Origin of the sequence: Streptomyces aurantiacus JA 4570 (assembly GCF_000414115.1) — a bacterium.
GTDB lineage: Bacteria > Actinomycetota > Actinomycetes > Streptomycetales > Streptomycetaceae > Streptomyces > Streptomyces aurantiacus_A.
Genome location: NZ_AOPZ01000316.1, coordinates 80,983 through 103,329, shown reverse-complemented (window position 1 = coordinate 103,329; position 22,347 = coordinate 80,983). Strand labels below are relative to the sequence as shown.

Below are 22,347 nucleotides of genomic sequence, written 5' to 3'. Positions count from 1 at the left end.
TGGCTCGAAATATACCCCAGCGCACGAGACCCCCCTCCGGTGCCGAACCGTGTGCGGCGGGAGCTTAGAGTAGCCCCCGATCGACCATCAGTGACACACAATGGGCACACGACGTACACAAACGTCACCGAGGCAACACGAAGAAGAGGCAGAGGCAGCACGATGGCATCGACCGGCAGCGCCTGGATCCGGCGGTTCCATCCGGCCCCGGACGCGGACACCCGGCTCGTCTGCTTCCCGCACGCCGGCGGCTCGGCGACGTTCTACTTCCCCTTCTCCGCGGCGGTTTCACCCGCGGTGGAGGTCCTGGCCGTGCAGTATCCGGGGCGCCAGGACCGTCTGCGCGAACCGTGCGTCACGGACATTCCGACCCTGGCGGACCTCGTCACCGAGGCGCTGCTGCCCTGGGCCGACCGGCCGCTGACGTTCCTCGGGCACAGCATGGGGGCGACCTTGGCCTTCGAAGTGGCCCGGAGACTGGAGGCGCGGGGCGTCGTCCTGCTCGGTCTCTTCGCCTCCGGGCGCCGGGCGCCGTCACGTCAGCGCGAGGAGAGCGTTCACGTGCGCGACGACCAGGGGCTCGTGGAGGAGCTGCGGCGGCTGAGCGGCACCCACACGGAACTGCTGGACGACGAGGCCGTCCTGGCCATGGTGCTGCCGGCCATGCGCGGCGACTACCGTGCCATCGAAACCTACCGCTACCAGCCGGGACCGCCCCTGAACTGCCCGGTCCTCGCCCTGACCGGCGACGACGATCCCCTCGTCGACGTCGCCGAGGCCCGAGCCTGGGCGCAGCACACGGTGGCGCCGTTCCGCTTGCGGGTACTGCCCGGTGGACACTTCTTCCTGAGCGAACACATCGAGACGGTCGCCCTGGAGATCACCGACCACCTCGACGCCGTGGCCCAGCGCCGCTGACCGGCCCGGCCACCGCACGACCGCACGACCGCACGACCGCAACCGCACGACCGCACGACCGCACGGACAGACCAAGGAGCTGGGACCTCTGAAGCTCGACGAGTACGCGTCCTTCGACGCGGTGGGGCTGCGTGAACTGATCCGGACGCGCGAGGTGACCGCGGCCGAGGTCGAGGACTGTGCCCGGCGCGCGCTGGAGCGGGCGCACGACGAACTCAACGCCCTGACCCAGCCGCCGTTCGACCCGTCCCTCGCCCACGAGCCGGACGGACCGCTCGGTGGGGTGCCTTTCGTCATCAAGGACAGCGGCCCCTTCGCCCAGGGCGTGCCGTTCACCATCGGCAGCCGGGCCATCAACGGCGCGTACGCCCACGTCGACCACGATCTGATGGCCCGGTTCCGGGCCGCCGGACTCGTGGCGCTCGGGCAGAGCACCGCGCCGGAGTTCGGGCTGAGCTTCGCGACCGAGTCGGTGCGCTACGGCCCGACGCGCAACCCCTGGGACCCGAAGCGCGGCGTGGGCGGGTCGAGCGGCGGGGCGGCCGCCCTGGTCGCCGCCGGCGCGGTGCCGTTGGCCCACGCCAGTGACGCGGGGGGATCGATTCGCGTCCCGGCGGCGTCCTGCGGCCTGGTCGGCCTGAAGCCGGGCCTCGGGCGTACGCCGTGCGGGCCGGCCAGCGGCGAGATCGCCTTCGGTCAGCTGGTGGAGTTCGCCGTCACCCGCACCGTTCGCGACACGGCGCACCTCCTGGATGCCGTCGGCGCACCCACCGTCGGCGACAAGTACCAGGCGCCGGGGCCCCCGCGCCCGTACGCCGAGGCGATCCGCACCGATCCCGGTCGGCTGCGAATAGCCCTGACGACCGAGCCCTGGACGGGCGGCACCGTGAACGGCCAGGTCGCCGCCGCGGCGGTCACGGCGGGCCAGGTCCTGGAGTGGATCGGCCACGCGGTGACCGAGACCCGTCTCGATGTCGACGGCGAAGCGGTCGTGGAGGCCGCCATGCTGACGGTCGTCACCACCGGCGGCGCCGTGCTGCGCGGGACGCCCCGCAGGCCCGACCCCTCGAAGCTGGAGGGCGTGTCCCGGCGTGTGCTCGCCGAGACGGAGGAGTTCACGCTGCTCGACGTGATGAAGGCGACGGAGGCCCAGAACGCGGTGACGCGGGCGGTCGGCCGGTTCTTCCAGGAGTACGACGTGCTCGTGACGCCGACACTCGGCCGGCTGCCCGCACCGCACGGCACCCTCAATTACGACCATTCCGGGCACACGGGGCGTTCGTGGCTGCGCCGCCTGTTCACGTACGGCCCCTTCACCGCCACCTTCAACGTGTCCGGCAACCCGGCCATCAGCCTTCCGCTCGGCCAGAGCCGCGAGGGCCTGCCGATCGGCGTCCAGCTCGTCGCCGCACACGGCCGCGAGGACCTGCTGCTCCAGGTGGCCGCGCAACTGGAACAGGCAGTCCCCTGGGCGGACCGCACCCCACCGCTCTACGTCGGCTGATCCCGCCTACGCCGGCTGATCCCGCACGCCCAGCCCTGGACAGCGGGACAGACAACGGCACTCGAGCGGAAGCCAAGCAGACCTCCACCCACCCCCGACACCCTCATAACCACCCACCGGCACCACCCCGGCAACACACCGCCACACCCGGCAACACACACCAGGCACCACCGGATACCGGCAACCCCGGACACCGCGCACACCACCGCCTCCGGCCCCCACCGCGACCCGGCAGGACCGGAGGCACACACCCCTCGCTGGCTCAGCACCGAAGAGAGCCCCTGAACAGGTGCCTGACGACATCGTCTACCTCGACGAGATCTCCGCCGAGTTGACGACAGCATGGTCAGCCCATGACACCGCCACCGGGCAAGCGAGCGAACACAACCAACCGACTGCGGATCGCCAATGCCCTCCAGCGCGCGAACGGGCTACGCGCTCGGGGTCGACAGGCAGGTGTCGATGACCTCGGCGACAAGGGCGGCACCGCGGCTGTTCTGGTGGATGTGGTCGGTCGTGAGCACGAGGCCTCGGCGCCGCGAGATCGTGTCGAGGCTGCGGCGCAGCACGGCGTGCCGGACGAGGACGCCGACGCCCGCCGCGGGTGTCAGCTCCCGGTATGGGATCGACGGCGGGTCCGCTTGGCGTAGTTCCTCGATCTGGCGTTCGTGGAGAGGGAGGTAGGCCGCCTCGTAGGTGGTGGCAACCTCGGCGATCATCCGGCTGTACGCCTTCGATGCCTGCGCCGCCGCTCCGTCGAGTTGTTGGCCGAGGACCGGGAGCGACAGCAGACCGATCCTCGCGTCGGTCTCCTTTCGCAGCCGTTCGACGACGGCTCCCAGGCACTGCTGGAACCAGCCGGCCGACGGGCGCTCGGGGAGTTGTTTGCGCTTCATGGCCCGCTCGACGGGGTAGCCGGCGAGGCTCGCTCGGGCGTCATTGGTCCCGATCAACACAGTGATCACGTCGGGCGGGTCCGCGACGACGGCATCGAGGCGCCGCGAGAGGTTGTAGGCGAAGTCGCCGTTGGCGCCGAAGCGGGCGAGCCGCACGTCGCCGGGAGGGTGGCGTCGTTCGAGAAGATCCAGGTAGTCGACGCTGAGCTGCGCGCGGGTGAGGCTGTCGCCGAGGCACGCGATGCGTGTCGTCACGGCGCTTGCGGGCCGGGCGTGCCGACGTGCTCGGCCGGGCGGGCGTCGGTCCGGGGACGGTGGTCGGTGCCGAGGCCGGCGGTGATGGTCAGGATGGAGGCCGGCCCCGCCATGTCGACCGCGTGCCATGCCCCGGCCGGGTTGACGGTGGCCTCGCCCGGCCCGAGCACAACGCGGTCGGGCACCCCGTCCACGTCGCGGGTGACCGTCACTGACCCGCTGAGGCAGACGACCAGTTCGTCGCCGGCGGGGTGACGCTCCCAATGGTCGCCGGGGCCGTCGCCGTCGAAGATCGTCACCATCCGTCCCTCGGCGCCGTCCGCCGCGACCGCGGCGCTGTACGCCTGGAGCACCTCCGGGTCCCAGGCGAAGCCCTCGACGGGTTTCGCTCTCGATCCCAGCCCGAGGTGCACGGGGGTTGTCCGCAGGTCGATGGCGTTGCGTTCGTGGTTGACGAGTCTCATGCCGACGATCGTCACAGGGCGGCATCGGGTGGTCTTGAAGAAAAGGGAACGGAAGCTGACGCGACGGGCAGCCGGTCGGCGACTACCCGGTCCCTAGGAGGACTTCGCCGCGACGCCAGGCCGTCGGCGATCGGCCCGTGAACTCGCGCCAGTCCCGAACGAGATGGGCCTGGTCGGCGTAGCCGGAGACGGTCGCCACATCGGCCCACGGGAGCGGGCCGGGCGCCGTCGCCAGTTCGTGCGCGTGCTCGAACCGCAGAACTCGGGCGAAGGTCTTCGGCGACAGGCCCACCTCACCGCGAAACCGCTCGGTGAGGTACCGACGGCTCCAGCCCAGTTCTGCGGCGACCGCCCCGACCTGGACGCGGCCCCGCGCGGCGACGAGGCGGCGCCATGCCTCGGCAACCTCGGGGCCCACCCGGGGCACGCGGTCGTCGCCGGCGGCGCGGCCGACGGCTCGCAGGAGCAACTCGTCCAGCGCGGCGAACCGCGCGACCCATGTCGTCGCCGCTCGGACCCGGTCGACCAGTTCGACGCCGAGCGCTCCGAGAAGCTCGTCGAGTGGGACCAGTCGGTGGGCCAGCACAGCGGCGGGCATGCCGTAGACGGCCCGAGCCCCGAGTGGTGTCAGTGACACCTGCACGCCTTGCTGGCGTCCGTCGTGGTGAATCGCGACGGACCGGCGCATCAGCCCGCCGGCCACGCTGCCGAATCGGGTGACCGGTGACCCGTCGTCGACGCCCGCCGCCACCTCCAAAGGGTCGGACAGGCTGATCACCGCAGTGAGCACGCGGCCCGGCGGACCACAGTGCACCCCCGCCGGGAACCCGCGAAGGTCGAAACCGACATACGAGCTGACGTACCGCCGCAAGGCGGGCGCCGGACGTGCATCGATCCTGGTAGCCGAATGGTCCTCCACCCTCGTCAGTGTACGAACCGGCGAGCCCGGCAAGACCACCACCGGGCCGAACTCACCGCGCTCGCCGACCACTTCACCGCCCGCGGCCTGGTCCGGGCGTGGGCGATGCACGCCCGACGCCTGGTCAGGGACCACGAACGGCTGCCTGGCTGCGGCGAACTCCCGCTCCGAGCGCACCTGCCCGAGGTTCCACGTACCGTGACCGGACGAGGGTGATGAAGCCCGCCGGCACCGAGCCCTGCTGCCACGTCCCACGTGCCCCTGCACAGGTCAGATGGCCGACGTACGCGCAGGTCACATCACGCCACGGCTGATCAGCCATTTCGTGAGTTCTCCAGGGCGCAGCAGCGGGAGCTGCCCGTGCCACCGGTGCCAGTCCAGCCCTCCGCCCAGATGGTGGGACAACACACCCAGCACGATGCCGAGTTCACCCCGGACCGTGAACCTGACGTCTCCCAAGCACATGCAGGTGAAGGGCTCGGCGGTCAGGTCGACCTCCAAGAGCCCAGCCAACTCGGCGATCTCAGCGACAGCCCCCACCATGACGGACCGCTCACCTTGCTGAGGTTCCCGAGGAGCTACTTCGATGGAGCGGGCGGACGCCCACAGAGCATCCACGTGTCTCAGAGCGATGGAAGCCATGCCGTCTCCTTGGGCTATATCCCGCGGACTCAGAGGTCGGTGAAGACGCCGACCTTCACCCCTGGGCCGACCGGTCCGGGTCAGGCCGGTTGCGGCAGCGCCACATAGTCGTGGTCGCCCAGTGCGCGGTGCATCAGTTCCAGGACGACCGCGGTCACCTGAGCCTCGTCGAGGTCGGAGTCGCTCTGGGCGATGAGGTCGTCGAGCAGGCCGTCGGCCGCGTGGTAGGCCATGCGGAAGGCATGACGGGTGTCGAGGGCCTGGAAGGCTTCGGCCTGGGTGCCCTGGTCCACGTAGTCGCACATGAGGTCGATGGCGCGCTGGTTCGCCTGGCGGCACAGTTCGAGGGCCTTGGCGTTGGCCGAGCCGTAAACAATGCGGTGGAGCTCGGCGTTCTTGACGGCGTGTCCGATCAGGGCGCTCATCACCCGGTCGATCGTCGGCCACCAGGCGGCGCCCTCGGCGAGGATCTCCTGAGCGGTGGAGACGATGGCGTCGACGTACTGCTCCCACAGGGCGCCCAGCAGGTGGTCCTTGGACTCGAAGTACAGGTAGAAGGTGCCCTTGCCGATCTCTGCCGCGTCGGCGAGCTCGGAGATGGTTGCCCGCTCGAATCCCGTGGTGGCGAACACCCTCTCCCCCGCGCGCAGGATGTCGTCCCTGCGGTCGTCGGGGCTCTTGGTGACCCGTTTGCGTCGCGCCTTCGCCGGCATGCCCACCTCCGTCCGACTTGCTCTGTCCCCTCCAGCATATCTGACCGGTGGTCAGTCACCACATTGACTGACCACCGGTCACTTGGTTGACTGACCGTCGGTCATTGGTGTCAGATGCCGCAATCCACTTGCGAGAGGATCCGAGGACGAGATGACGACGGAACGACTGGCGGCCCCCGTCAGCACGAAATCCACCGTGGGCAGTCCAGGCCGCTTCTGGGCAACCGCCTACACCCTGCTCTTCCTGCTGACCGGCACGAACCTGCCCACGCCCCTGTACCGCGGCTACCAGCAGTCGTTCGGGTTCTCCCCGCTGATGGTCACGATGATCTTCGCGGTGTACGTGGCCTCGCTGATCCCCTCCCTGTTGATCGCGGGACCGCTGTCCGACTCCATCGGGCGCCGCAAAGTCGTACTGCCGGCATTGATCCTGGCCGCGCTCGGCTCCCTGGCGTTCGCGCTCGCGGACAACATCGGCTGGCTCTTCGCCGCCCGGCTACTGCAAGGCATGGCCGTAGGCGCTGCTTCCGGTGCGCTCACTGCCGCCCTGAGCGAGCTCGAGCCCAACGGCGACCGGCGGCGCGCCGCTCTGGTCTCCACCGTGGCCTCCGTCGGCGGCCTCGGCGCCGGCCCCCTGATCGCCGGCCTGCTCGCTCAATACGCACCCTGGCCCTACGTCCTGCCGTTCGCAGTGGAGATCGTGCTGCTGGTCCCGGCCGCCATCGCCATGGCGACCCTGCCCACGGCCCGGCCCACCACCAAGTGGCGGCCGCGCCGCCCCTCCATCCCGGCCGGCATGCGCGGCGTGTTCGTCTCCTCCGGCACCGCCAGCTTCCTGGCCTTCTCGGTGATCGGACTGTTCCTGGCCCTGGTGCCGACCTACGTCACCAAGCTGTCGGGCAGTACCAACCTCGCGCTCGCCGGCGTCGCAGTCGCCCTGATGCTCGCCTGCTCGGTCCTCGCCCAGATCACCGCCTCGGGCCGCGAGGCCCTCGGCATCCAGATCACCGGGCTGGTCCTGCTCGCGATCGGCCTGCTGCTGCTCGCCGTGGCCGGCGGCGTCGGCTCGCTGCCCCTGCTGCTCGTGTCCACGGTCGTCGGCGGCGTCGGGCAGGGACTGGCCTTCCTCGGCGGCATCACCGAGATCAACCGCGTCGCCCCCGAGGGCCGCCACGCGGACGTGATCTCCACCTTCTACGTCGTCGTCTACCTCGGCGTCGGCGTCCCCGTCATCGCCGTCGGCTTCCTGGCCACCGTGACCGGCCTGCTCACCGCGGTCCAGCTCTTCGCCTCCGTCGTGGCCGCGCTGTGCCTGCTGGACATGGCCGCGCTGACCCGTAAGCGCCGCCAACTCGCCTGAACTTTCCGACTCCGAACCACTTTGCACAGGACTGCGGATGGCGGCTGTGCCACATCGCCCTGGCCGACCGGATCATCGCCACCGCGGCCCGCGAGCAGATCAACGGGCACACCGCCACCGTGGACAACCAGCCGTCCATGGACCCCAACCGAATCGCGGTAATGATCAACACCACCACGCACGCCCAGCGCCCCCCAGCACATCCCCGGTCACCGCGATGCCCTGACCCAGGCTCCGACCGCCTGAGCCTCCGACTGGTACACGCAAACATGCACCGCTCGTTATGCCGGAGCACAGCTGATCCGTGGCCCGACGCCCTGGTTCCAAGGTCGCTGTCGAGGTGGGTCCATCGACCGATGTCCGCCCCGAGCCCCTAGGTGATCATGAGGTTGTCCGTTCGAGCCGAGGAGGAGCCATGCGGGTGGAGCAGGTGGACTGGGCGGAGGTTCCGGCGGGCTTGCTGCGTCGGGGTACGCCGGTCGACGAGGTGGCGGCTGTGGCCCGCCGCTATGCGGACACCGGGGTGCCGGCGGAGTGGTACATGAAAGAAGCTCCGCGCGCGGAGATCCACATCCCGGCGTTCCGGATCGCCCGCACCCCGGTCACAGTCGGCCAATGGGCACTCTTCGCAGCGGCCACCGGCCGACCGGTCCCACAGACGCCTGTGGACCACCCCGTCATCGGGGTCGCCTGGGAGGCGGCGACGGCCTACTGCCTTTGGCTCGGGGAGCGACTCGGCCTCGGCGTGCGGCTGCCCACGGAAGACGAGTGGGAGCGAGCCGCGCGGGGCGACGACGGTCGGGAGTTCCCGTGGGGCGAGGAGTACCGCACCGGCCTGGCCAATCTGGTGGACCTCGGCATCGGCACCACGATGCCGGTCGGGTCCTTCCCCGAGGGCGCCAGCCCTTTCGGGGTGCTGGACATGGCGGGCAACGCCGACGAGTGGACCTCTACCCTCTACGCTCCCTACCCTGGCGCGCCCGCCGGGGTGCCGAGCAGCGAGGACTGGGCCTTCGACCGGCACATCACCCGGGGCGGCTCGTTCCGCCACGACCGGGACCTGGCCCGGTGCGCCCGCCGCCACGGCGCCTATGAGCCGGACCTCGAAGCGATCGGCGTGGGCTTCCGCCTGGCCGCACCGGCCGAGTAAACGCGGGCACGGTGGTGCGGTGCACCCCGTTCCCGCCGCCCGGATCGCCAGTCTGCCGGTCTGCCGGTCACAGCGCGGCACCGCCGGCGCGATGCCGACGACCTTCCCCGCAGGCAGCGCACGCCACCGCGAGCCGAACTCAACTGCCTTCGGGGGACCGTCAGTTAGCGCCCACGTCAGAACCGGAGCCTCGATCACACGATCCGGACAATTGCGGCACTCGGTTTGAAGCGTGGCCAGCCGGCCGAGCGATCGACGCAGATCTACCTTCCGACCGGTCCCGACCGCAGGGCCATGTGTTCGCACAGGAAACACTTCGCTTCCGATCGGTCGACGGTCACATTCCCGCACGCCGGGAGATCGTAGCTGTCCGCATTCGATCCAGTGCAGACAGTGATGAGCGCGTTGTCATTGTCTTGCCGGAAACGGACGCGAAGCACAAAGCCCCGGACTCAGCGTGCGATCCGCAAGGCGGGGCCCCGCCCAACGACGTCTGGGACCTCCCTCACGGCACCGCCTGGGTCTACCACGGCGAGGGCAACGGCCAGCTCACCCGCCCGGTCCTGATGGCGGACGGCTTCAGCACCGGCCCCAGCGACCTCGGCCTCACCTGGGAGCACCTGGAGTACGGCCCGTACCCGCTCCTGAGCGAGATCCGCCGCCGGGGCCGCGACGTCGTTCTCATCGGCTATCACGAGCGCAGCGCGTCGATCCTCCAGAACGCCGAGACGGTGACGGCGGCCGTCATTGAGGCGGTCGACCGCCGTGTCGGCGACCACCCGCTGACCGTCGGCGGCTTCAGCATGGGCGGCCTGGTCGCTCGTTATGCCCTCGCCAAAATGGAGACGGTCGGCATCGAGCACCAGACGCAGCTCTACTACTCCTACGACAGCCCTCACACCGGCGCCTGGATTCCCATCGCCCTCCAGGCGTTCGCGCACTACATCAAGAAGCTCGACCCTCGCTTCTCGGACCAGATCAACAGCCCGGCCGCCCAGGAATTGCTCTGGAGGCACATCGCGCACTGGGAGGACAAGCCCTCCACCAGTGGGCGGCGCCTCGCGTTCCTGCGCGCGCTGGAGGAAGTCGGCAACTGGCCCCGGGCGAGGGAGACCCGGCTCATCGCCCTCGCCAACGGTCCGGACACCGGCGCCGGCAACGGCGTGGCTCCCGGGGCCGAGGCCGTCCTCGGCAGAGGGCCGGCCGTCACCGGCACCGAGCTGCGGACCCAGTCCGAGGGCGACGACCAACTGGTGGCCAAGCTCCGGGTGGTCACCGTGCCCACCCGTGAGGTCCGCACCAGCGCACTGCCCGACATCGACGGCGCGCCTGGCGGCACCCTTCACGGTTTCGGCCTCCTCGCCGACGCGTTGAACGAGGTCCCGGGCTTCGGCGTCAACAACCCGATCCGCGAGCACTGCTTCGTCCCGTCCGTCAGCGCCATCGCCCTGCGGGAGCCGGCCACCCACGACGACCTCTACACCCCGATCAGCGAGGAGGAGCTGGAGGAGACGCCCTTCCACGCCGTCAAACTCGCCTCGCAGAGCGATACGCACACCTTGATCACCGAGGAACTCTCCACCTGGTTCCTGGACCAGCTGCCATAAATCAGCTGGCCGTTCGGACCCGGATGCCTCGATGCGCGCCATCGTTTCGCCAGGACGGCAAAGCTGTCCTGGTCCTTGCGCCGGGGAACGGTCTGCGGGGTGATGCCGAGGAACGTGGACCCAGGGGTTCAACACCCGCTCCGCGATCGCCAGTTCATTCCACACGGCCTGGACCTCCTGGAGTTGCTTGGCCAACTCCACGGCGAGGGCGTTCAGTTCGCTCCGACGGGCGGTGATCCATTGCCGCTCCCCCGTTCCCCAGGCCCTCCCCCGCGTTCTCGCGGCCCGCCGACCTGCTGACGGCTCGAAGGCGGGGGCTGGTCGTTGGCGCAGCCGAGCCCGGCATCGCGGCGGAGCCGGACCTGCCCGATGATCTACGCCATGGGCCATCGGCCACTGACCGCGCACGAGCACCCGACTCGCCCTTCACACCAGGCCCATGACCTGCGACTTCACGATGCACACCGCTCACTGGGGCCGACGAGCACCATGCAGCCGAAGGTCACGGCGCCCCGCCCGACCCCCCGTATGCGACCTGGTGCCGTGCGCTCACTCGGCGGGACACTCTGTGCGTGACCGATTCCGGCTCGTGGCCAGCACCCGGCGTCCGTACCGTGAGCGGGAGAGTCCAGGGACAGTGGGAAGGCGGGGTGGCCGTCTTCCGGGGGATCCCCTACGCGCAGCCACCGGTCGGCCCGCTCCGTCTGGCGGCACCACAGCCCGCGCTCCCCTGGCGCGGCACACGGCGTGCCGACGCCTTCGGCGAGACCCCGCCGCAGTCCCGGGCGTTCGGCCCCATGGGAGGGCCCGAGAACCTGACGCGGTCCGGGGACTGGCTGACGGTGAACGTCTGGTCGCCGGATCCGGCCGGATCGGGGCTGCCCGTCCTGGTGTGGATCTACGGCGGGGTGTATCTGTTCGGCACCTCCGACGGTCCGACCTCCGACGGCACGGAGCTGGCCCGGCACGGCACCGTCGTCGTCACCTTCAACTACCGCCTGGGAGCGGAAGGTTATGGGCACTTCGAGGGCGCGGTGCCCAACCGGGGGCTGCTCGACCAAGTGGCCGCGCTGCGGTGGGTACGGGACAACATCGCGGCCTTCGGAGGCGACCCGGACCGGGTGACGGTCTTCGGGGAGTCCGCAGGTGCGGGCGCGATCGCGGCACTGCTCGCCATGCCGGGCGCGGCCGGGCTCTTCCACCGGGCGGTGGCGCAGAGCGTGCCGGGGACCTTCTACAGCACCGCGCTGGCCACGGACATCGGCGCTGCCGTGGCGGCCGAGCTGAACTCGGCCCCCACCGTCGCCGGCATCGCCGCGGCGACGCCCGGGGCTCTGCGCGACGCGGCCGACACCGTGCTGCGCACCATGGCCCGGTACGAGCGCCGGTGGGGGCGGGCCGCGCGTGCGCGCATGCCCTTCTCGCCGGTGGTCGACGGCGAGGTGTTGCCCCGCCCGCCGTGGGAGGCGCTCCGCACGGGACACAGCGCCCAGGTGGACCTGATCGCCGGTCACACGCGCGACGAGACACGGCTGTTCACCGCGCTGGCGGGGCAACTCGGCCGGGTGAGCGAGGAAGAGGTCACGGACACCTTGGAGTGGTTCGCGCCGGGTGAGGCCGGCCGGCGCGCCTATCGCCGGGCTCACCCGACGGCCGACCCGAGCACGCTGCGGGACCTTGTGATATCGGACTGGCTGTTCCGCATGCCCAGCCTCCACCTGGCCCAGGCACACGTCGAGGGTGGCGGCACCTCGTACACGTACGAACTCACCTGGGAGGCACCGGGGATGGGCGGCGTCCTCGGAGCGTGCCACGGACTCGACGTACCGCTCGTCTTCGGCACACTGCACGGCGGGATCGCGACGCAACTCCTGGGAGAGGACCCGCCGGAGGAGGCCGCCGCTCTCTCCGAACGGATGAGGGCCGCGTGGACGGCCTTCGCCGCGACGGGCGACCCCGGCTGGGCCCCGTACCGCGAGGGGGAGCGGCTGACCCGCCTCTTCGGAACGGAACCGCACACGGCTCCCTATCCGGAGGAGACGTCCCGCCTGATCTGGGCGGACCACGAGTTCACCGCACTGGACATCGCCCCGCCCTGAGAGCCTGGTCTCATGGGGTGATGGACGAGCTGACACCGATACGGGAGGTCGCGGACCAGTTCGGGCTGCCCCTTTCGACCTTGCACTACTGGGAGCGGCGCGGGCTCGTGGAGCCGCATCGGCGTTCCGGACGGCGGTACTTCGACTCCGAACAGGTCTACCGTGTGGCGCTGATCAAGCTGTGGCGGGAGACCGGTCTGATGTCCGTCGAAGAGATACGTTCCCTGCTCCACCGCGACGATTCCCCCGGCACCGACTGGCAGGCCACCGTGCACGGCCGCATCGGGGCGCTGGAGGCCCGCATCGCCCGGCTCGACGCAGCGCGCTCCTATCTCGGCCACCTCCTCTCCTGCGCCCACGGCGACGACTTGGAGCGGTGCCCGGATTTCCGGGCGACGGTCCCTGTGCCGCGGAGCGGCTAGGCGGTGGGCGCGGAGGCGTCGCGGTGGGTGGCGCGGCGGGCCCCCACCAGCAGCAGGACGTTCGCGAGCAGGAGGATCGGCCAGGGCGTCGGCAGGAGGATCACGGCTCCGACCACGGTCCAGACCCCCAGCGTCCACGCGATGAACGGCGGCGGCACGATGCCTCGGCGATCCAGCCAGAGCACCATGAGGCCGACCACGACCAGCGGCACGCCGAAGCTCGCGAGACTCAGCCAGTACGCGCTGCTGGCGCGGCTCATCGCGCCGAGGTCGTCTCCCCACAACTCCCCGCCGAACCACGCCCCGGCATGCCGTGCGGCGCCTTCCGCCGTCAGGGCCAGGAGCGTGTGCACGGCGCCGAACAGCACGATGAGCCGGCCCGCCCACTTGATCATCCGACTGCTCCGTTCCTGTCGCGCCACGCGCGTTCCCATTTGCGGGTCAACGCCGGGTAGACGATCAGGTACCGAAGCGGCTTGATCGCTGCCATGTACAGCCGCCCGAACAGGCCGTTGGGCTTGACCAGGGCCGCCATCCGCAGTTCGTACTCGCCGTCGTCGGTCGGTACCCAGCCCAGGTGGCAGATGTCGTGGGCGGTCTTGTTGGCGAGCTCGATGGCGCACTCGTCATGGAGCTCGTACACCATGGTGAACGGAGTGTTCGGCACCGCTTCCCCCGCCGCCTCCTGGCGCAGGTCGCGGGGCAGCCGGTCGCACAGCGTCTCGACCCGCCCCACAAGGCCCTCCGCGGGCTTGTCCCAGCCGAGCAGGGCGCCGAGCTTCCAGCGGACGGCGAACAGGAACCGGACCACCGGCGGGTTCTCGTCGAGCCCGCCGAAGGCGCGCAGCGCGTCCAGCATGGCGGGGAAGTCGTCCGGACCGGCACCCGGTGTGCGGTAGGCCCACACGTCCTCGATCCGGAAGTCGGGCGCGATCTCGTGGATCCGCCACGGGCGGGTGGTGTGCTCGGTGTCGGGGAGCCTCGTCGACATAGCAGCCGTCCCCTCCTCTCCTGGTGTTATACGCTTCCGTACAAGTTCAATGTAGACCGGTTATACGCCTCCGTATAGCTGGGCGTGAGAGTGAGGTCGGTCACCCCATGGGTGCGTTGCGTACACCGCGTGAGAAGTGGGTCGAGGCAGGGCTGCGGGCGCTGGCCGAGGGTGGTGTGGAGGCGGTGCGGGTCGAGGCCCTGGCCAAGGCGCTCGGCGTGACCAAGGGGGGGTTCTACGGATACTTCGCCGACCGCGGCGCGCTGCTCACCGAGATGCTGGACGCCTGGGAGCGCGAGAGCATCGACGACGTCCTCGAGCGGATCGAGCAGGAGGGAACCGACCCGCGGGACCTCGACGAGTTGGCCCGGCAATTCACCTTCTCCCTCGACCACTTGATCCCCATCGACCTGGCCGTCCGCGACTGGGCCCGCCGCGACCAGGCTGTCGCCGAACGCCTGCGCCGCGTGGACAACCGCCGCATGCAGCTGCTGCGCGACGCGATCAGCACGTTCTGTTCCGATCCCGACGAGGTCGAGGCCCGCAGTCTGCTGGCCATCTGCGCGGCCATCGGCAGCCACTTCCTCGCCGCCGACCACCCCGGGCGCACGCGCGCCGAGGTCATCGCCCACGCCGGTGTCATCCTGAGCCGCCCGCCCGGCGACGCTGGCCGGTGATCGGCCTCGGCTCCGCGCTCAGCCCAACTCCCCGTGGTCGTGCGGCGGTACGAGGACGTCCGGGTGCAGCACAGGGGCGGCGCAGCGCGCCTCGGGCATCTCGTGGAGCGCGTCCACGGCCGGGCGCTGCGCCGCGTACGCGGAGACGAGCCCGGCGATCTGTCCCTCGTCCGCGGGTAGTCGCGCGGCGGACAGCAAGGTGCGCACCCTGACGCCGACGTCGTGGTGTGCGGTGGTCTCGTCGGGGCGGATCGGGGCCACAGAGGTACGGTCCGCGCCCGTCGCGTCAGCCGCGTACGTGACCGGAACGGGTGTGCGCAGGTGCCAGTCGGTGTACCGCTGGAAGGCGTCGCCGACACGCAGGATCGTCGCCTCGCCCGCCACCGGGCCCGCGATCTGCAACGACAACGGCAGCGCGGCCGCGGTGACGCCCATCGGCACCGCCAGCACGGGGTTGGCCAGCGGATTCCAGTACGGCGTATGGATCTTGCCGAAGACGCCCGCGTGGTCCTGGTGACCCGCCGCGTCGGCGAGGGCGCCGAACGGTGGAGCCCCGATCGACGCGGTCGGGCAGACGACCACGTCCACGTCGGCGAACAGGACGTCCACGGCCCGCTGCGCCACCGTGCGCACACGCTGCGCCTGGACGTAGTCCGCGCCCGACATGAGCGCGCCCGTCGCGAGGAGGCCGCGCGAGGCCACGCAGTAGTCGTCCCAGCGGCGGGACAGGTCGGTGCGGTGGTGGGCGAGGCCCTCGCAGGCCGCGGTCACGAATGCCGTGGTGATCAGCTCCTTCCAGTACGGCAGCCGTACCTCCACCGCGTCGGCGCCGAGGCCGGTGAACACCGATACGGCTTCGTCGAACGCCCCGGGCAGCGCCGGATCGCCGCCCTCGGGGAAGTGGTGCTCCCGGACGACGCCGACCCGCATCCCGGCCAGGTCGCCGCCGAACGGGGGCTCGGTGAACGGGACTTCAAGGCAGCCGGACGCGGCACGGACGCCGCCCGGCGGGGCAGCGATCACGTTCAGCACCGCCGAACAGTCCCTCGCGCTGCGGGCGAGCGGGCCGACGCGGTCAAGGCTGTGGCCGAGCGGTACGCAGCCGGCCGCGGGCACCCGCCCGAACGTCGGCATCAACCCGGTGACGCCGCAGAACGCGGCGGGCATGCGGATGCTTCCCCCGGTGTCGCTGCCGAGGGCGGCCGCGAACATGCCCGCCGCGATGCCGCTCGCCGAGCCCGAACTGGAGCCCCCGGCCCAGGACTCGGTCCGCCAGGGGTTGCGCGGGAACGGGAACGGCTTGTCCTCCTGCGGCAGTCCGCAGCCGAACTCCATCGCCGTCGTCTTCCCGGTGAGCACCGCGCCCGCCGCACGCAGCCGGGCCACGACCGGGGCGTCCCGCCCTGCCCACCAGCGGCGGTCATGGACCAGGCTCTGCGCGGTGGTCGGCCCTTCGGCCGCCGCGATGGTGTCCTTCACACCGAAGGGAATCCCGTGCAGCGGCCCCCGGTCGATCCCGCGCGCCAACTCCTCGTCCGCGCGGGCGGCCGCGGCCCGCGCCCGCTCGTCGAAACGCGTCAGATACACACCCAGCGAGCCGTCCGAGCGCTCGGCCTCGGCAAGGGCCGCCTCGGTGAGCCCGACGCTGGTCACCCTGCCCTCCCGCAACGCCCGCGCAGTCTCGGTCAGAGTCGACGCTCCGCCCATGGCCCACCTCCCCATACGCCGCCGCTCTTTGGCCGGCGGCGGGTGGAGGGCGACCCTTTCAGCTCAAGCCGGGTTGAACGCAAAGGGCACAGTCGGTATCCCTCGGAATGCTCGGCGACCTCGCCGCCGATGCGGAGCTCTTGGTCCACTTCGAGGACGGCGGCACGAGCGAGGTAGCGCTCATCCTCTCCCCTGCCGAACTCGAGCGGATCTACGCGCACGCCGACCGCATCCTGCGAGCCCGTTCGTCGCCGGTTCCTGCGGCGCCCCGACACCTTCGATCCAACCAGACAGCACTGACAACGCCCCCGCCAACGACTTGTACGGTTGGCCCATGACCGGCCTCTGTCCTCCAGGCAACTCGGCAAAGAACCAGCAAAGCGTCCGCTAAGCCGCAGGCCGGGAAGTGTCCTCCCCGCCGAAGCGGTGGTGGCCCCATGGAGGGCCTGCCCCGCACCAGGGGTGGGGCGTGCTCCCGGAGGAAGGCGCAGAGGCAGCCACGTCCCGGCCCGGGTGGATGGGCTGGTCAGCGCAGGGAAGGCAGACCAGTTGGGCTGTTCGCCGGGACGGCGCAGCAGAGGCCATACGTCCCGTGCTCGATCTCCCACCCAGCCACCGCAACAACGGCATCGTTGTGTCCAGCTACTGCTCGGCCTCGGCTTCGAAGAGCTCAACCTTCACCGCGTCCGGGGTGCCCGCTCTCCCCTCAACTCCGCCTCCGCCAAGACGATGGCCCAGGCAGGAATGATCGAGGACTACACGATCCGCGAGCACATCAAAAAGGGCGGCCGGTGGCGAGACTCCATCGTCCACACGATCCTCCACCGTGAGTGGCGGGACCAACAGGCATAAGAGCCTGTCTTTGAACCCCCGCCTGCGGAGCGACGCCCGGCACGCACGCTTGCCGCACGTCGCCGAACGACATGCCGTTCACGGGAAGATGATGGCGCTGTCGGCGGGCGTGAGCATGATCCAGCGCAGGGTCGGAGCGTCGCAGGGTACGCAGGCGGCGACACGAACCTCCGTCGGACGCGGTGAGACCGTCGGCAGGTACATCGGTCGTGCCGAGCCGAGCGGGAAGCGGCCCGCGGGCGCGTGGGATTGCCAGAGCCGTTCCACCTCCGGTGCCCGGCGGATGGCGTGCACGACCTCGTCGAGGCGAGTGTTCTCTCCGCCGTGCTGCCAGGAGAGCCGCAACTGTCCCAGCAGCGGCTCGGCCCAACTGCTCTGCCATGCGCGCAGTTGGTAGCGGGCGTCCTCGGAGAACGCCCAGAGCATGACGTTGGCCTGCGGGCGCACGAGCCAGGGGCAGTGGCGAGCGGCGATGTCGTTCGCGTGGATGACATCCCATGCCTCATCGCACAGAAAGCTGATGCAGCGCTGCCGACGCACCAGCTCGAGCAGTTCGGGTGCGGGGTCCACGTGCCCCGCCTGCGGCTCGGTGTGGCCGGTGCCCCGGTAGAGCGCGGCCGCCTGGGCGGGACCGAGTCCCAGGATGCGCACGACACCAGCGATGAACTCCCGGCTGTAGGGCCGGTCCTCGCCGCTCTCCAGCGCGCGGTACCAGCGCTCGGTGACGCCGAGGAGCAGGGCCATGTCGAGCTGGGTGAGGCGAGCGCGTCGGCCACGCCCCGGCACCAGGGTCGGAACCGCCTCCAACGGCCGCGCCGCGCGCCAGGCGCGAAGCATCCGTCCGAGGTCCTGACGGCGGGCATCCATAAGGCAAAGCTCCAGTAAATTCAGCGGTGCGCCCGGGCGCGGCCAGGGCGAGTGGGGCCCGGGCGCGGCCAGGGCGAGTGGGCTGGTCAGAGCGGTCGAATTCCCACAGGTGGGGACAGTACGTCGGCGCACCAGAACCGGAACCTCACAGTACCGGAACCACACGGTTCCGGTGGTGGCCCGTCGTCGGCGGTCATGGTGTGGGCCGCAGCGGCGCCGGGCCGGGCGGCCACCACGTCGCCCATGTGTTCCGCATGCGCCCTGCCCGCACGCCCTTGGAGGTTCTTTTCGATGACCTACTTCCTGCCCGAGACGGACCCGGTGCTGACCGCGGCCCGGGGCCTCGCCGTGACCCACCCGGAAGCGATCGCGGTGCACGACGCCCCGCTCTACCTCACCGCGCGCTCGCCCCACCCCGGCCGGCGTGTGGCTCTCGTGTCGGGCGGCGGGTCCGGTCACGAGCCGCTCCACACCGGCCTGCTCGGCCGTGGCGGCCTCGACGCGGTGTGTCCGGGACAGGTCTTCGCCTCCCCGCACAACCGGCAGATCTACGAGGCGAGCCTGGCGACCGCCAAGCGGGACGGTGTCCTGCTCATCGTGAAGAACTACACCGGCGACGTCATCAACTTCCAGATCGCGGTGGAACGCCTGCGCCACGACGGCATCCCCGTGGCGACGGTCCTGGTCGACGACGACCTCGCCACCGACATCGCGGACAGTGCGACCGGCCGCCGCGGCACCGCGGCCACCGTGGTGGTGGAGAAGCTGCTCGGCGCCGCCGCGGACCGCGGCGCGACACTGGAGGAACTCGCCGCTCTCGGCTCCCGGATCGTGTCCCGGTCACGCAGCCTCGCGGTCGCCGCCCGCGCGCAGACGTCGCCGACCACCGGGGAACCCGCCTTCGACCTGCCCGCCGGAATCCTCGACTACGGCGTCGGCATCCACGGCGAACGCGGCATCCGCACCATGGTCCGCCCGCCGGTCGGCACACTCGTACGACAGATGACGGACGAACTCCTCGCCGCGCTTCCTCCCGGCCCCGACGAGGTGCTCGCCCTCGTCAACGGCCTGGGTGCCACCACCAGCCTGGAACTCCACTCCATCAGCGCTCTGCTGGTGGACGCACTCGGCGAGCGCGGCGTCCGGACCGCCCTCGTCGTCCCCGGCACCTACACCTCCGCCCTGGACATGGCCGGCTTCTCGCTCACCCTGACGCGGCTCGAGGAAGGCTGGACGGACCTGTGGGCCGCACCCACCGACACCCCGCTCAGTTTCCCGAAGCACGTCATCGCCGTGGACTCCGGCGCGCCCTCTCCGGCGCCGGTGGCCACCCCGCCCCTCGCCGATGACCGACAGGGCAGCCGTGCGGTGCTCGACCGCTACGCGCTGATCGTCACCCAGGTCCGCGACAACCTCACCAAGCTGGACCAGCTCGTCGGTGACGGCGACTTCGGCGACAACCTCGCCGGCGGCGTGCGACGCGCCGGTCGCCGCGCGGACGAGACCGGCGTCGAGGGGACCGCCGCACTGGCCGACGTCTTCCTCAACGAAGTGGGCGGCACCAGCGGCCCGCTGTTCGGGCTGCTCTTCCAGCACTTGGCCGCGGTCTCGCCGGCCGACGGCCAGCCGCCGTCCCTGACCGCGCTGGCCGATGCCACCGGTGCGGCGCTCGCCGCGATTCAACGGGTCGGCGGCGCGGCCCCCGGCGACTGCACCCTCGTCGACGCCCTCGCCGCCACCGCCGACACGCTCGCCTCCCCGCCCCCGGAAGCCGCCGAGGCTCCCTTCACCTGCGCCGCGGAAGCAGCCGTCCGGGGCGCTCTGGCCACCGCGTCGCTGCGGGCCCGGCGCGGCCGGGCGAGCTACGTCGGCGATCACGCCCTGGGCGTTCCCGATCCCGGTGCGCTGGCGGTTGCCCTCCTCTACACCGCGCTGGCCGATGTGTACGAGCCGTCCACGGCCACCCGCCTGCCGGCCCCTGGATACATCACGGCGCACTGACCGGTGGCCGGGCGGCCGTGAAGAGGTGACCGCCTCCGGCTCGCGATTCAGAACCCGTCCTCGATCCCTTGATCATGCTGTCTTGCAGGGCGACTCCGCGCGTGGCGCGTCGTTGCGGAGGTGTGCTGATGGGTCGGCGAAGACCAGCCCCGGGTGATGGGCGTAGGAGATGTCGTGCCCGGGCCAGTCGGCTCCATTGTCGGCTGGGGCCAGCGCCATCCGGTGATGCGAACACCGTCCAGGATGCAGGAGGTATCTGCACGAGCACATCCTGGCGCCCAGGGCTAAGCAGCTGGCGCGCAGTGCTATCCCCACGCCCACCACGGCCGGGGAAGATTCTGGTCACAGCCTCGGCTGAGCGCTCGTTGGATGATCCACCACCGCATACCGTCCTGGTCTACCCGCTATCGCGTTGGGAGTGGAGGGCCATACGACCGCGGGACACTATACGAGTGGCTCTGTCCGCAGCTTGCTGTGTTGACCGCATCACCCGTGATGAGACAGGGGGAACACGTTGCAAAAGCTCAAGATCGCATCGTTAGCGGCATCTGCCTTGCTGCTCGGAAGCGGCATCACCGCCGCGACGGCAGGGCCGGCTGCAGCCTCGGACACGCCCATCAGCGCAGCGCGAGACTGCACGCAGAACGCGCCGCGTTTCACCAGTTGGCCGGGTACCGGCCCCAACGACCCCGCGTTCTGGCCCGCCAGGGGAACCTACGCAACCACCACTCCCAGGTGCAAGGACATCAACCTCAAGCTGGACAGCCGCCGCGAGGTGAGGACCTGCTTCAAGAGGGGAGCGGGCTGGAACTGCAACGGCTGGCGGTGGCTGGCGGCCGACCGCTGGGGGCTAGCCGCCGATAACGTGCTTGATGGCACCAAGTTCTTCTTGCAGTTCAAAGGAACGAGCCGCGCCGCGGGCCTGATCGACTACTGAAGCCCTGAGGCGCAATGAGGGACAGAGGGCCACCTGGTTACAGCCCGTGTCTTCAGAGTCCCGTCCGCTGGGCAATGCCCGCACGCCTCCGTGCCCGAAAGGCACGGAGGCGTGCGGAGCCGGAGCGGGGCAGCCGGTTCTCAGTGCCTGTGCGGGCGGGCTGAGCGGGATGGACAGCTCATTCAGCGCCAGCTCCGGCACGGCGCTTCGCGCCTGCGCTGATGCCGACGGAGTTGCCTCGACCCCGTCGACCGCTGTTCCACATCCTTCTCGCGTGACGGCGCCGGGAGAGGCGCGGTGGGTGCCTGCCGCTTAGCGCTGAGTGCCAGGAACCGCGCGCAGGAAGGTGTGCCGGTACTCGGTGGGGGTCGTGCCGTAGGCGGCACGGAAGGCGCGGGTGAAGTCGGCAGGACGGCCAAAGCCCCAGCGGGCCGCTATGGCGTGGACGGGCCGTGCGGCCAGGCTCGGGTCGGCCAGGTCGCGGCGGGCGCGTTCGAGGCGTTGCCCCTTGACGTAGGAGGCGACGGTGACCCCGTGCGCGTGATGCCGGAAAAGGCGGTGCAGGCCGCGCAGCGAGATGTGATGAGCGGCCGCGACGCTGCCAGGGGTCAGTTCGGCGTCGCCGAGGTGCCTGCGGATGAAGTCCTGGATCTCCAGGACCCGCACACGGTGTCCCGTCTCGCCCGCCGGCCCGCCCTCGGTGTCGATGACGTGGCAGAGCCATGCGGTGATCAAGTCCGTGAGGACGTGGCCAAGGCGCCCGGCGTCGGCGGGCCGGTACGGGCCGGTGTCCGTGGCCACGGTGGTGAGGAAGCTCGCGAGCACTCGCCCCACCCCCTGTCGCCCCGGGATCCGGGAAGCGAGCACGCGGTCCAGGCGGTCCGGCGACAGCGGCACCTGGGCTCGCGGGATCTGCGCGACCACAGAAGCTGCCGGGCCGCACTGGGCGTCCACCACGGTTTCGAAGGGATGCGAGGTCGAGTACACCACCAGATCGCCCGCCTGGCACGCCGCTTCGCATCGCTCCTGGAGGATGCCCTGCCGGCCTTGCAGGATGAGGCCCACCGCGTACATCTCGGGGTCGGACCGCCGGATCAGCCGTGGCGTACGACGCGTCTTCATGGACGCGTACGTCATGGCGGTCACTTGGACAGCACCCATCTCCGCGGCCCGTAACGACGCGTGAAAGTCGGATGCGCGCTCGACGCTGAACTCATTGGGGATCAGCGCGCTCGCCGTGACGGCACGCCAGGCTTCGACTCGGTCCACCGCCGGATGGCCTTGGCTGTCAAACACGTGCAGCAGCATCACTCTCATCCCCCCACGCTTCTGCTCTGTACGGTCGAACGGGCTCTTCGCGTGCGTG

The 22,347-nt window shown here is 70.7% G+C and carries 21 protein-coding genes; 11 read left to right on the top strand and 10 right to left on the bottom strand.

Annotation, left to right across the window (positions count from 1 at the left end; translation table 11 throughout):
* Window positions 1-162 precede the first annotated feature (162 nt).
* Together STRAU_RS27870 and STRAU_RS27865 are read left to right on the top strand one after the other, a co-directional pair.
* A complete protein-coding gene (locus STRAU_RS27870) occupies window positions 163-918 on the top strand; it encodes a thioesterase II family protein (protein ID WP_016643751.1) in 756 nt (251 codons plus the stop codon).
* Between the two features lie 121 nt (window positions 919-1,039).
* The gene (locus STRAU_RS27865; protein WP_016643750.1) at window positions 1,040-2,422 is read left to right on the top strand and encodes an amidase; all 1,383 of its coding nucleotides are present in this window, start codon (window positions 1,040-1,042) and stop codon (window positions 2,420-2,422) included.
* Window positions 2,423-2,853: 431 nt separating this feature from the next.
* On the opposite strand, the gene STRAU_RS27860 is transcribed toward STRAU_RS27865, so the two are convergent.
* The 5 genes from STRAU_RS27860 to STRAU_RS39255 all read right to left on the bottom strand — a co-directional run bounded on the left by STRAU_RS27860 (window position 2,854) and on the right by STRAU_RS39255 (window position 6,311).
* Entirely contained in the window at window positions 2,854-3,573 is a 720-nt protein-coding gene (locus STRAU_RS27860; RefSeq protein WP_016643749.1) for an SGNH/GDSL hydrolase family protein, read from the bottom strand.
* Complete coding sequence (locus STRAU_RS27855; RefSeq protein WP_037662345.1) at window positions 3,570-4,037, bottom strand: cupin domain-containing protein; 468 nt, start codon at window positions 4,035-4,037, stop codon at window positions 3,570-3,572. The genes STRAU_RS27860 and STRAU_RS27855 overlap by 4 nt, the downstream gene beginning before the upstream one ends.
* Before the next feature lie 82 nt (window positions 4,038-4,119).
* On the bottom strand, window positions 4,120-4,956 hold the full coding sequence (locus STRAU_RS27850) for an AraC family transcriptional regulator (RefSeq protein ID WP_037662343.1): 837 nt from the start codon (window positions 4,954-4,956) through the stop codon (window positions 4,120-4,122).
* 294 nt (window positions 4,957-5,250) lie between these two features.
* Window positions 5,251-5,499, bottom strand: coding sequence for a hypothetical protein (locus tag STRAU_RS27845; protein ID WP_037662308.1), 249 nt, complete (start codon window positions 5,497-5,499; stop codon window positions 5,251-5,253).
* 179 nt (window positions 5,500-5,678) lie between these two features.
* On the bottom strand, window positions 5,679-6,311 hold the full coding sequence (locus tag STRAU_RS39255; RefSeq protein WP_016643745.1) for a TetR/AcrR family transcriptional regulator: 633 nt from the start codon (window positions 6,309-6,311) through the stop codon (window positions 5,679-5,681).
* Window positions 6,312-6,462: 151 nt separating this feature from the next.
* On the opposite strand from STRAU_RS39255, the gene STRAU_RS27835 reads away from it, so the two are divergent.
* The 5 genes from STRAU_RS27835 (at window position 6,463) to STRAU_RS27815 (ending at window position 12,949) form a co-directional block, all read left to right on the top strand.
* Window positions 6,463-7,671: an MFS transporter gene (locus STRAU_RS27835; RefSeq protein WP_016643744.1), complete on the top strand. Its 1,209-nt coding sequence runs from the start codon at window positions 6,463-6,465 to the stop codon at window positions 7,669-7,671.
* Between the two features lie 415 nt (window positions 7,672-8,086).
* Entirely contained in the window at window positions 8,087-8,821 is a 735-nt protein-coding gene (locus STRAU_RS27830) for a formylglycine-generating enzyme family protein (protein WP_016643743.1), read from the top strand.
* A gap of 416 nt (window positions 8,822-9,237) precedes the next feature.
* The gene (locus tag STRAU_RS27825) at window positions 9,238-10,428 is read left to right on the top strand and encodes a lipase family alpha/beta hydrolase (RefSeq protein ID WP_016643742.1); all 1,191 of its coding nucleotides are present in this window, start codon (window positions 9,238-9,240) and stop codon (window positions 10,426-10,428) included.
* A 572-nt stretch (window positions 10,429-11,000) separates the two neighbouring features.
* A complete protein-coding gene (locus tag STRAU_RS27820; protein WP_037662305.1) occupies window positions 11,001-12,527 on the top strand; it encodes a carboxylesterase/lipase family protein in 1,527 nt (508 codons plus the stop codon).
* Between the two features lie 20 nt (window positions 12,528-12,547).
* Window positions 12,548-12,949: a helix-turn-helix domain-containing protein gene (locus tag STRAU_RS27815; protein ID WP_037662303.1), complete on the top strand. Its 402-nt coding sequence runs from the start codon at window positions 12,548-12,550 to the stop codon at window positions 12,947-12,949.
* Here STRAU_RS27815 and STRAU_RS27810 read toward each other — a convergent pair.
* Window positions 12,946-13,344, bottom strand: a complete 399-nt coding sequence (locus STRAU_RS27810) for a DUF6463 family protein (protein ID WP_037662301.1) — start codon at window positions 13,342-13,344, stop codon at window positions 12,946-12,948. The two genes, STRAU_RS27815 and STRAU_RS27810, sit on opposite strands and share 4 nt — an antisense overlap.
* Window positions 13,341-13,940 (bottom strand): DUF2867 domain-containing protein, encoded by a 600-nt coding sequence (locus STRAU_RS27805; protein WP_016643738.1) that lies wholly within the window; start codon window positions 13,938-13,940, stop codon window positions 13,341-13,343. Before STRAU_RS27805 ends, STRAU_RS27810 begins: the two co-directional genes overlap by 4 nt.
* A gap of 107 nt (window positions 13,941-14,047) precedes the next feature.
* On the opposite strand from STRAU_RS27805, the gene STRAU_RS27800 reads away from it, so the two are divergent.
* Window positions 14,048-14,617 carry a TetR/AcrR family transcriptional regulator gene (locus STRAU_RS27800; protein WP_016643737.1) on the top strand — a complete coding sequence of 190 codons (570 nt, stop codon included), beginning with the start codon at window positions 14,048-14,050 and terminating at the stop codon, window positions 14,615-14,617.
* A gap of 18 nt (window positions 14,618-14,635) precedes the next feature.
* On the opposite strand, the gene STRAU_RS27795 is transcribed toward STRAU_RS27800, so the two are convergent.
* Complete coding sequence (locus tag STRAU_RS27795; protein WP_203227469.1) at window positions 14,636-16,270, bottom strand: amidase; 1,635 nt, start codon at window positions 16,268-16,270, stop codon at window positions 14,636-14,638.
* Window positions 16,271-17,053: 783 nt separating this feature from the next.
* Here STRAU_RS27795 and STRAU_RS43950 point away from each other — a divergent pair.
* Entirely contained in the window at window positions 17,054-17,176 is a 123-nt protein-coding gene (locus tag STRAU_RS43950; RefSeq protein ID WP_016643735.1) for a hypothetical protein, read from the top strand.
* A gap of 78 nt (window positions 17,177-17,254) precedes the next feature.
* Here STRAU_RS43950 and STRAU_RS39250 read toward each other — a convergent pair whose 3' ends face one another.
* A complete protein-coding gene (locus STRAU_RS39250) occupies window positions 17,255-18,013 on the bottom strand; it encodes an MmyB family transcriptional regulator (protein ID WP_052029314.1) in 759 nt (252 codons plus the stop codon).
* Between the two features lie 321 nt (window positions 18,014-18,334).
* Between STRAU_RS39250 and STRAU_RS44490 the strand changes: the two genes are divergently transcribed.
* The gene (locus STRAU_RS44490; protein ID WP_016643733.1) at window positions 18,335-20,044 is read left to right on the top strand and encodes a dihydroxyacetone kinase subunit DhaK; all 1,710 of its coding nucleotides are present in this window, start codon (window positions 18,335-18,337) and stop codon (window positions 20,042-20,044) included.
* 514 nt (window positions 20,045-20,558) lie between these two features.
* Window positions 20,559-20,981 (top strand): hypothetical protein, encoded by a 423-nt coding sequence (locus STRAU_RS27775; protein ID WP_052029313.1) that lies wholly within the window; start codon window positions 20,559-20,561, stop codon window positions 20,979-20,981.
* A 312-nt stretch (window positions 20,982-21,293) separates the two neighbouring features.
* Here STRAU_RS27775 and STRAU_RS27770 read toward each other — a convergent pair whose 3' ends face one another.
* Window positions 21,294-22,277 (bottom strand): AraC family transcriptional regulator, encoded by a 984-nt coding sequence (locus STRAU_RS27770; RefSeq protein WP_158692137.1) that lies wholly within the window; start codon window positions 22,275-22,277, stop codon window positions 21,294-21,296.
* Between the last annotated feature and the right edge of the window lie 70 nt (window positions 22,278-22,347).

What these genes read in the sequence shown, in the direction of transcription:
- STRAU_RS27870 (WP_016643751.1), top strand. Translation starts at nt 163, where the DNA reads ATGGCATCGACCGGCAGCGCCTGGATCCGGCGGTTCCATCCGGCCCCG.
- STRAU_RS27855 (WP_037662345.1), bottom strand. Translation starts at nt 4,037, where the DNA reads ATGAGACTCGTCAACCACGAACGCAACGCCATCGACCTGCGGACAACC.
- STRAU_RS27845 (WP_037662308.1), bottom strand. Translation starts at nt 5,499, where the DNA reads ATGGTGGGGGCTGTCGCTGAGATCGCCGAGTTGGCTGGGCTCTTGGAG.
- STRAU_RS39255 (WP_016643745.1), bottom strand. Translation starts at nt 6,311, where the DNA reads ATGCCGGCGAAGGCGCGACGCAAACGGGTCACCAAGAGCCCCGACGAC.
- STRAU_RS27835 (WP_016643744.1), top strand. Translation starts at nt 6,463, where the DNA reads ATGACGACGGAACGACTGGCGGCCCCCGTCAGCACGAAATCCACCGTG.
- STRAU_RS27830 (WP_016643743.1), top strand. Translation starts at nt 8,087, where the DNA reads ATGCGGGTGGAGCAGGTGGACTGGGCGGAGGTTCCGGCGGGCTTGCTG.
- STRAU_RS27815 (WP_037662303.1), top strand. Translation starts at nt 12,548, where the DNA reads ATGGACGAGCTGACACCGATACGGGAGGTCGCGGACCAGTTCGGGCTG.
- STRAU_RS27810 (WP_037662301.1), bottom strand. Translation starts at nt 13,344, where the DNA reads ATGATCAAGTGGGCGGGCCGGCTCATCGTGCTGTTCGGCGCCGTGCAC.
- STRAU_RS27805 (WP_016643738.1), bottom strand. Translation starts at nt 13,940, where the DNA reads ATGTCGACGAGGCTCCCCGACACCGAGCACACCACCCGCCCGTGGCGG.
- STRAU_RS27800 (WP_016643737.1), top strand. Translation starts at nt 14,048, where the DNA reads ATGGGTGCGTTGCGTACACCGCGTGAGAAGTGGGTCGAGGCAGGGCTG.
- STRAU_RS43950 (WP_016643735.1), top strand. Translation starts at nt 17,054, where the DNA reads ATGGCCCAGGCAGGAATGATCGAGGACTACACGATCCGCGAGCACATC.
- STRAU_RS39250 (WP_052029314.1), bottom strand. Translation starts at nt 18,013, where the DNA reads ATGCTTCGCGCCTGGCGCGCGGCGCGGCCGTTGGAGGCGGTTCCGACC.
- STRAU_RS44490 (WP_016643733.1), top strand. Translation starts at nt 18,335, where the DNA reads ATGACCTACTTCCTGCCCGAGACGGACCCGGTGCTGACCGCGGCCCGG.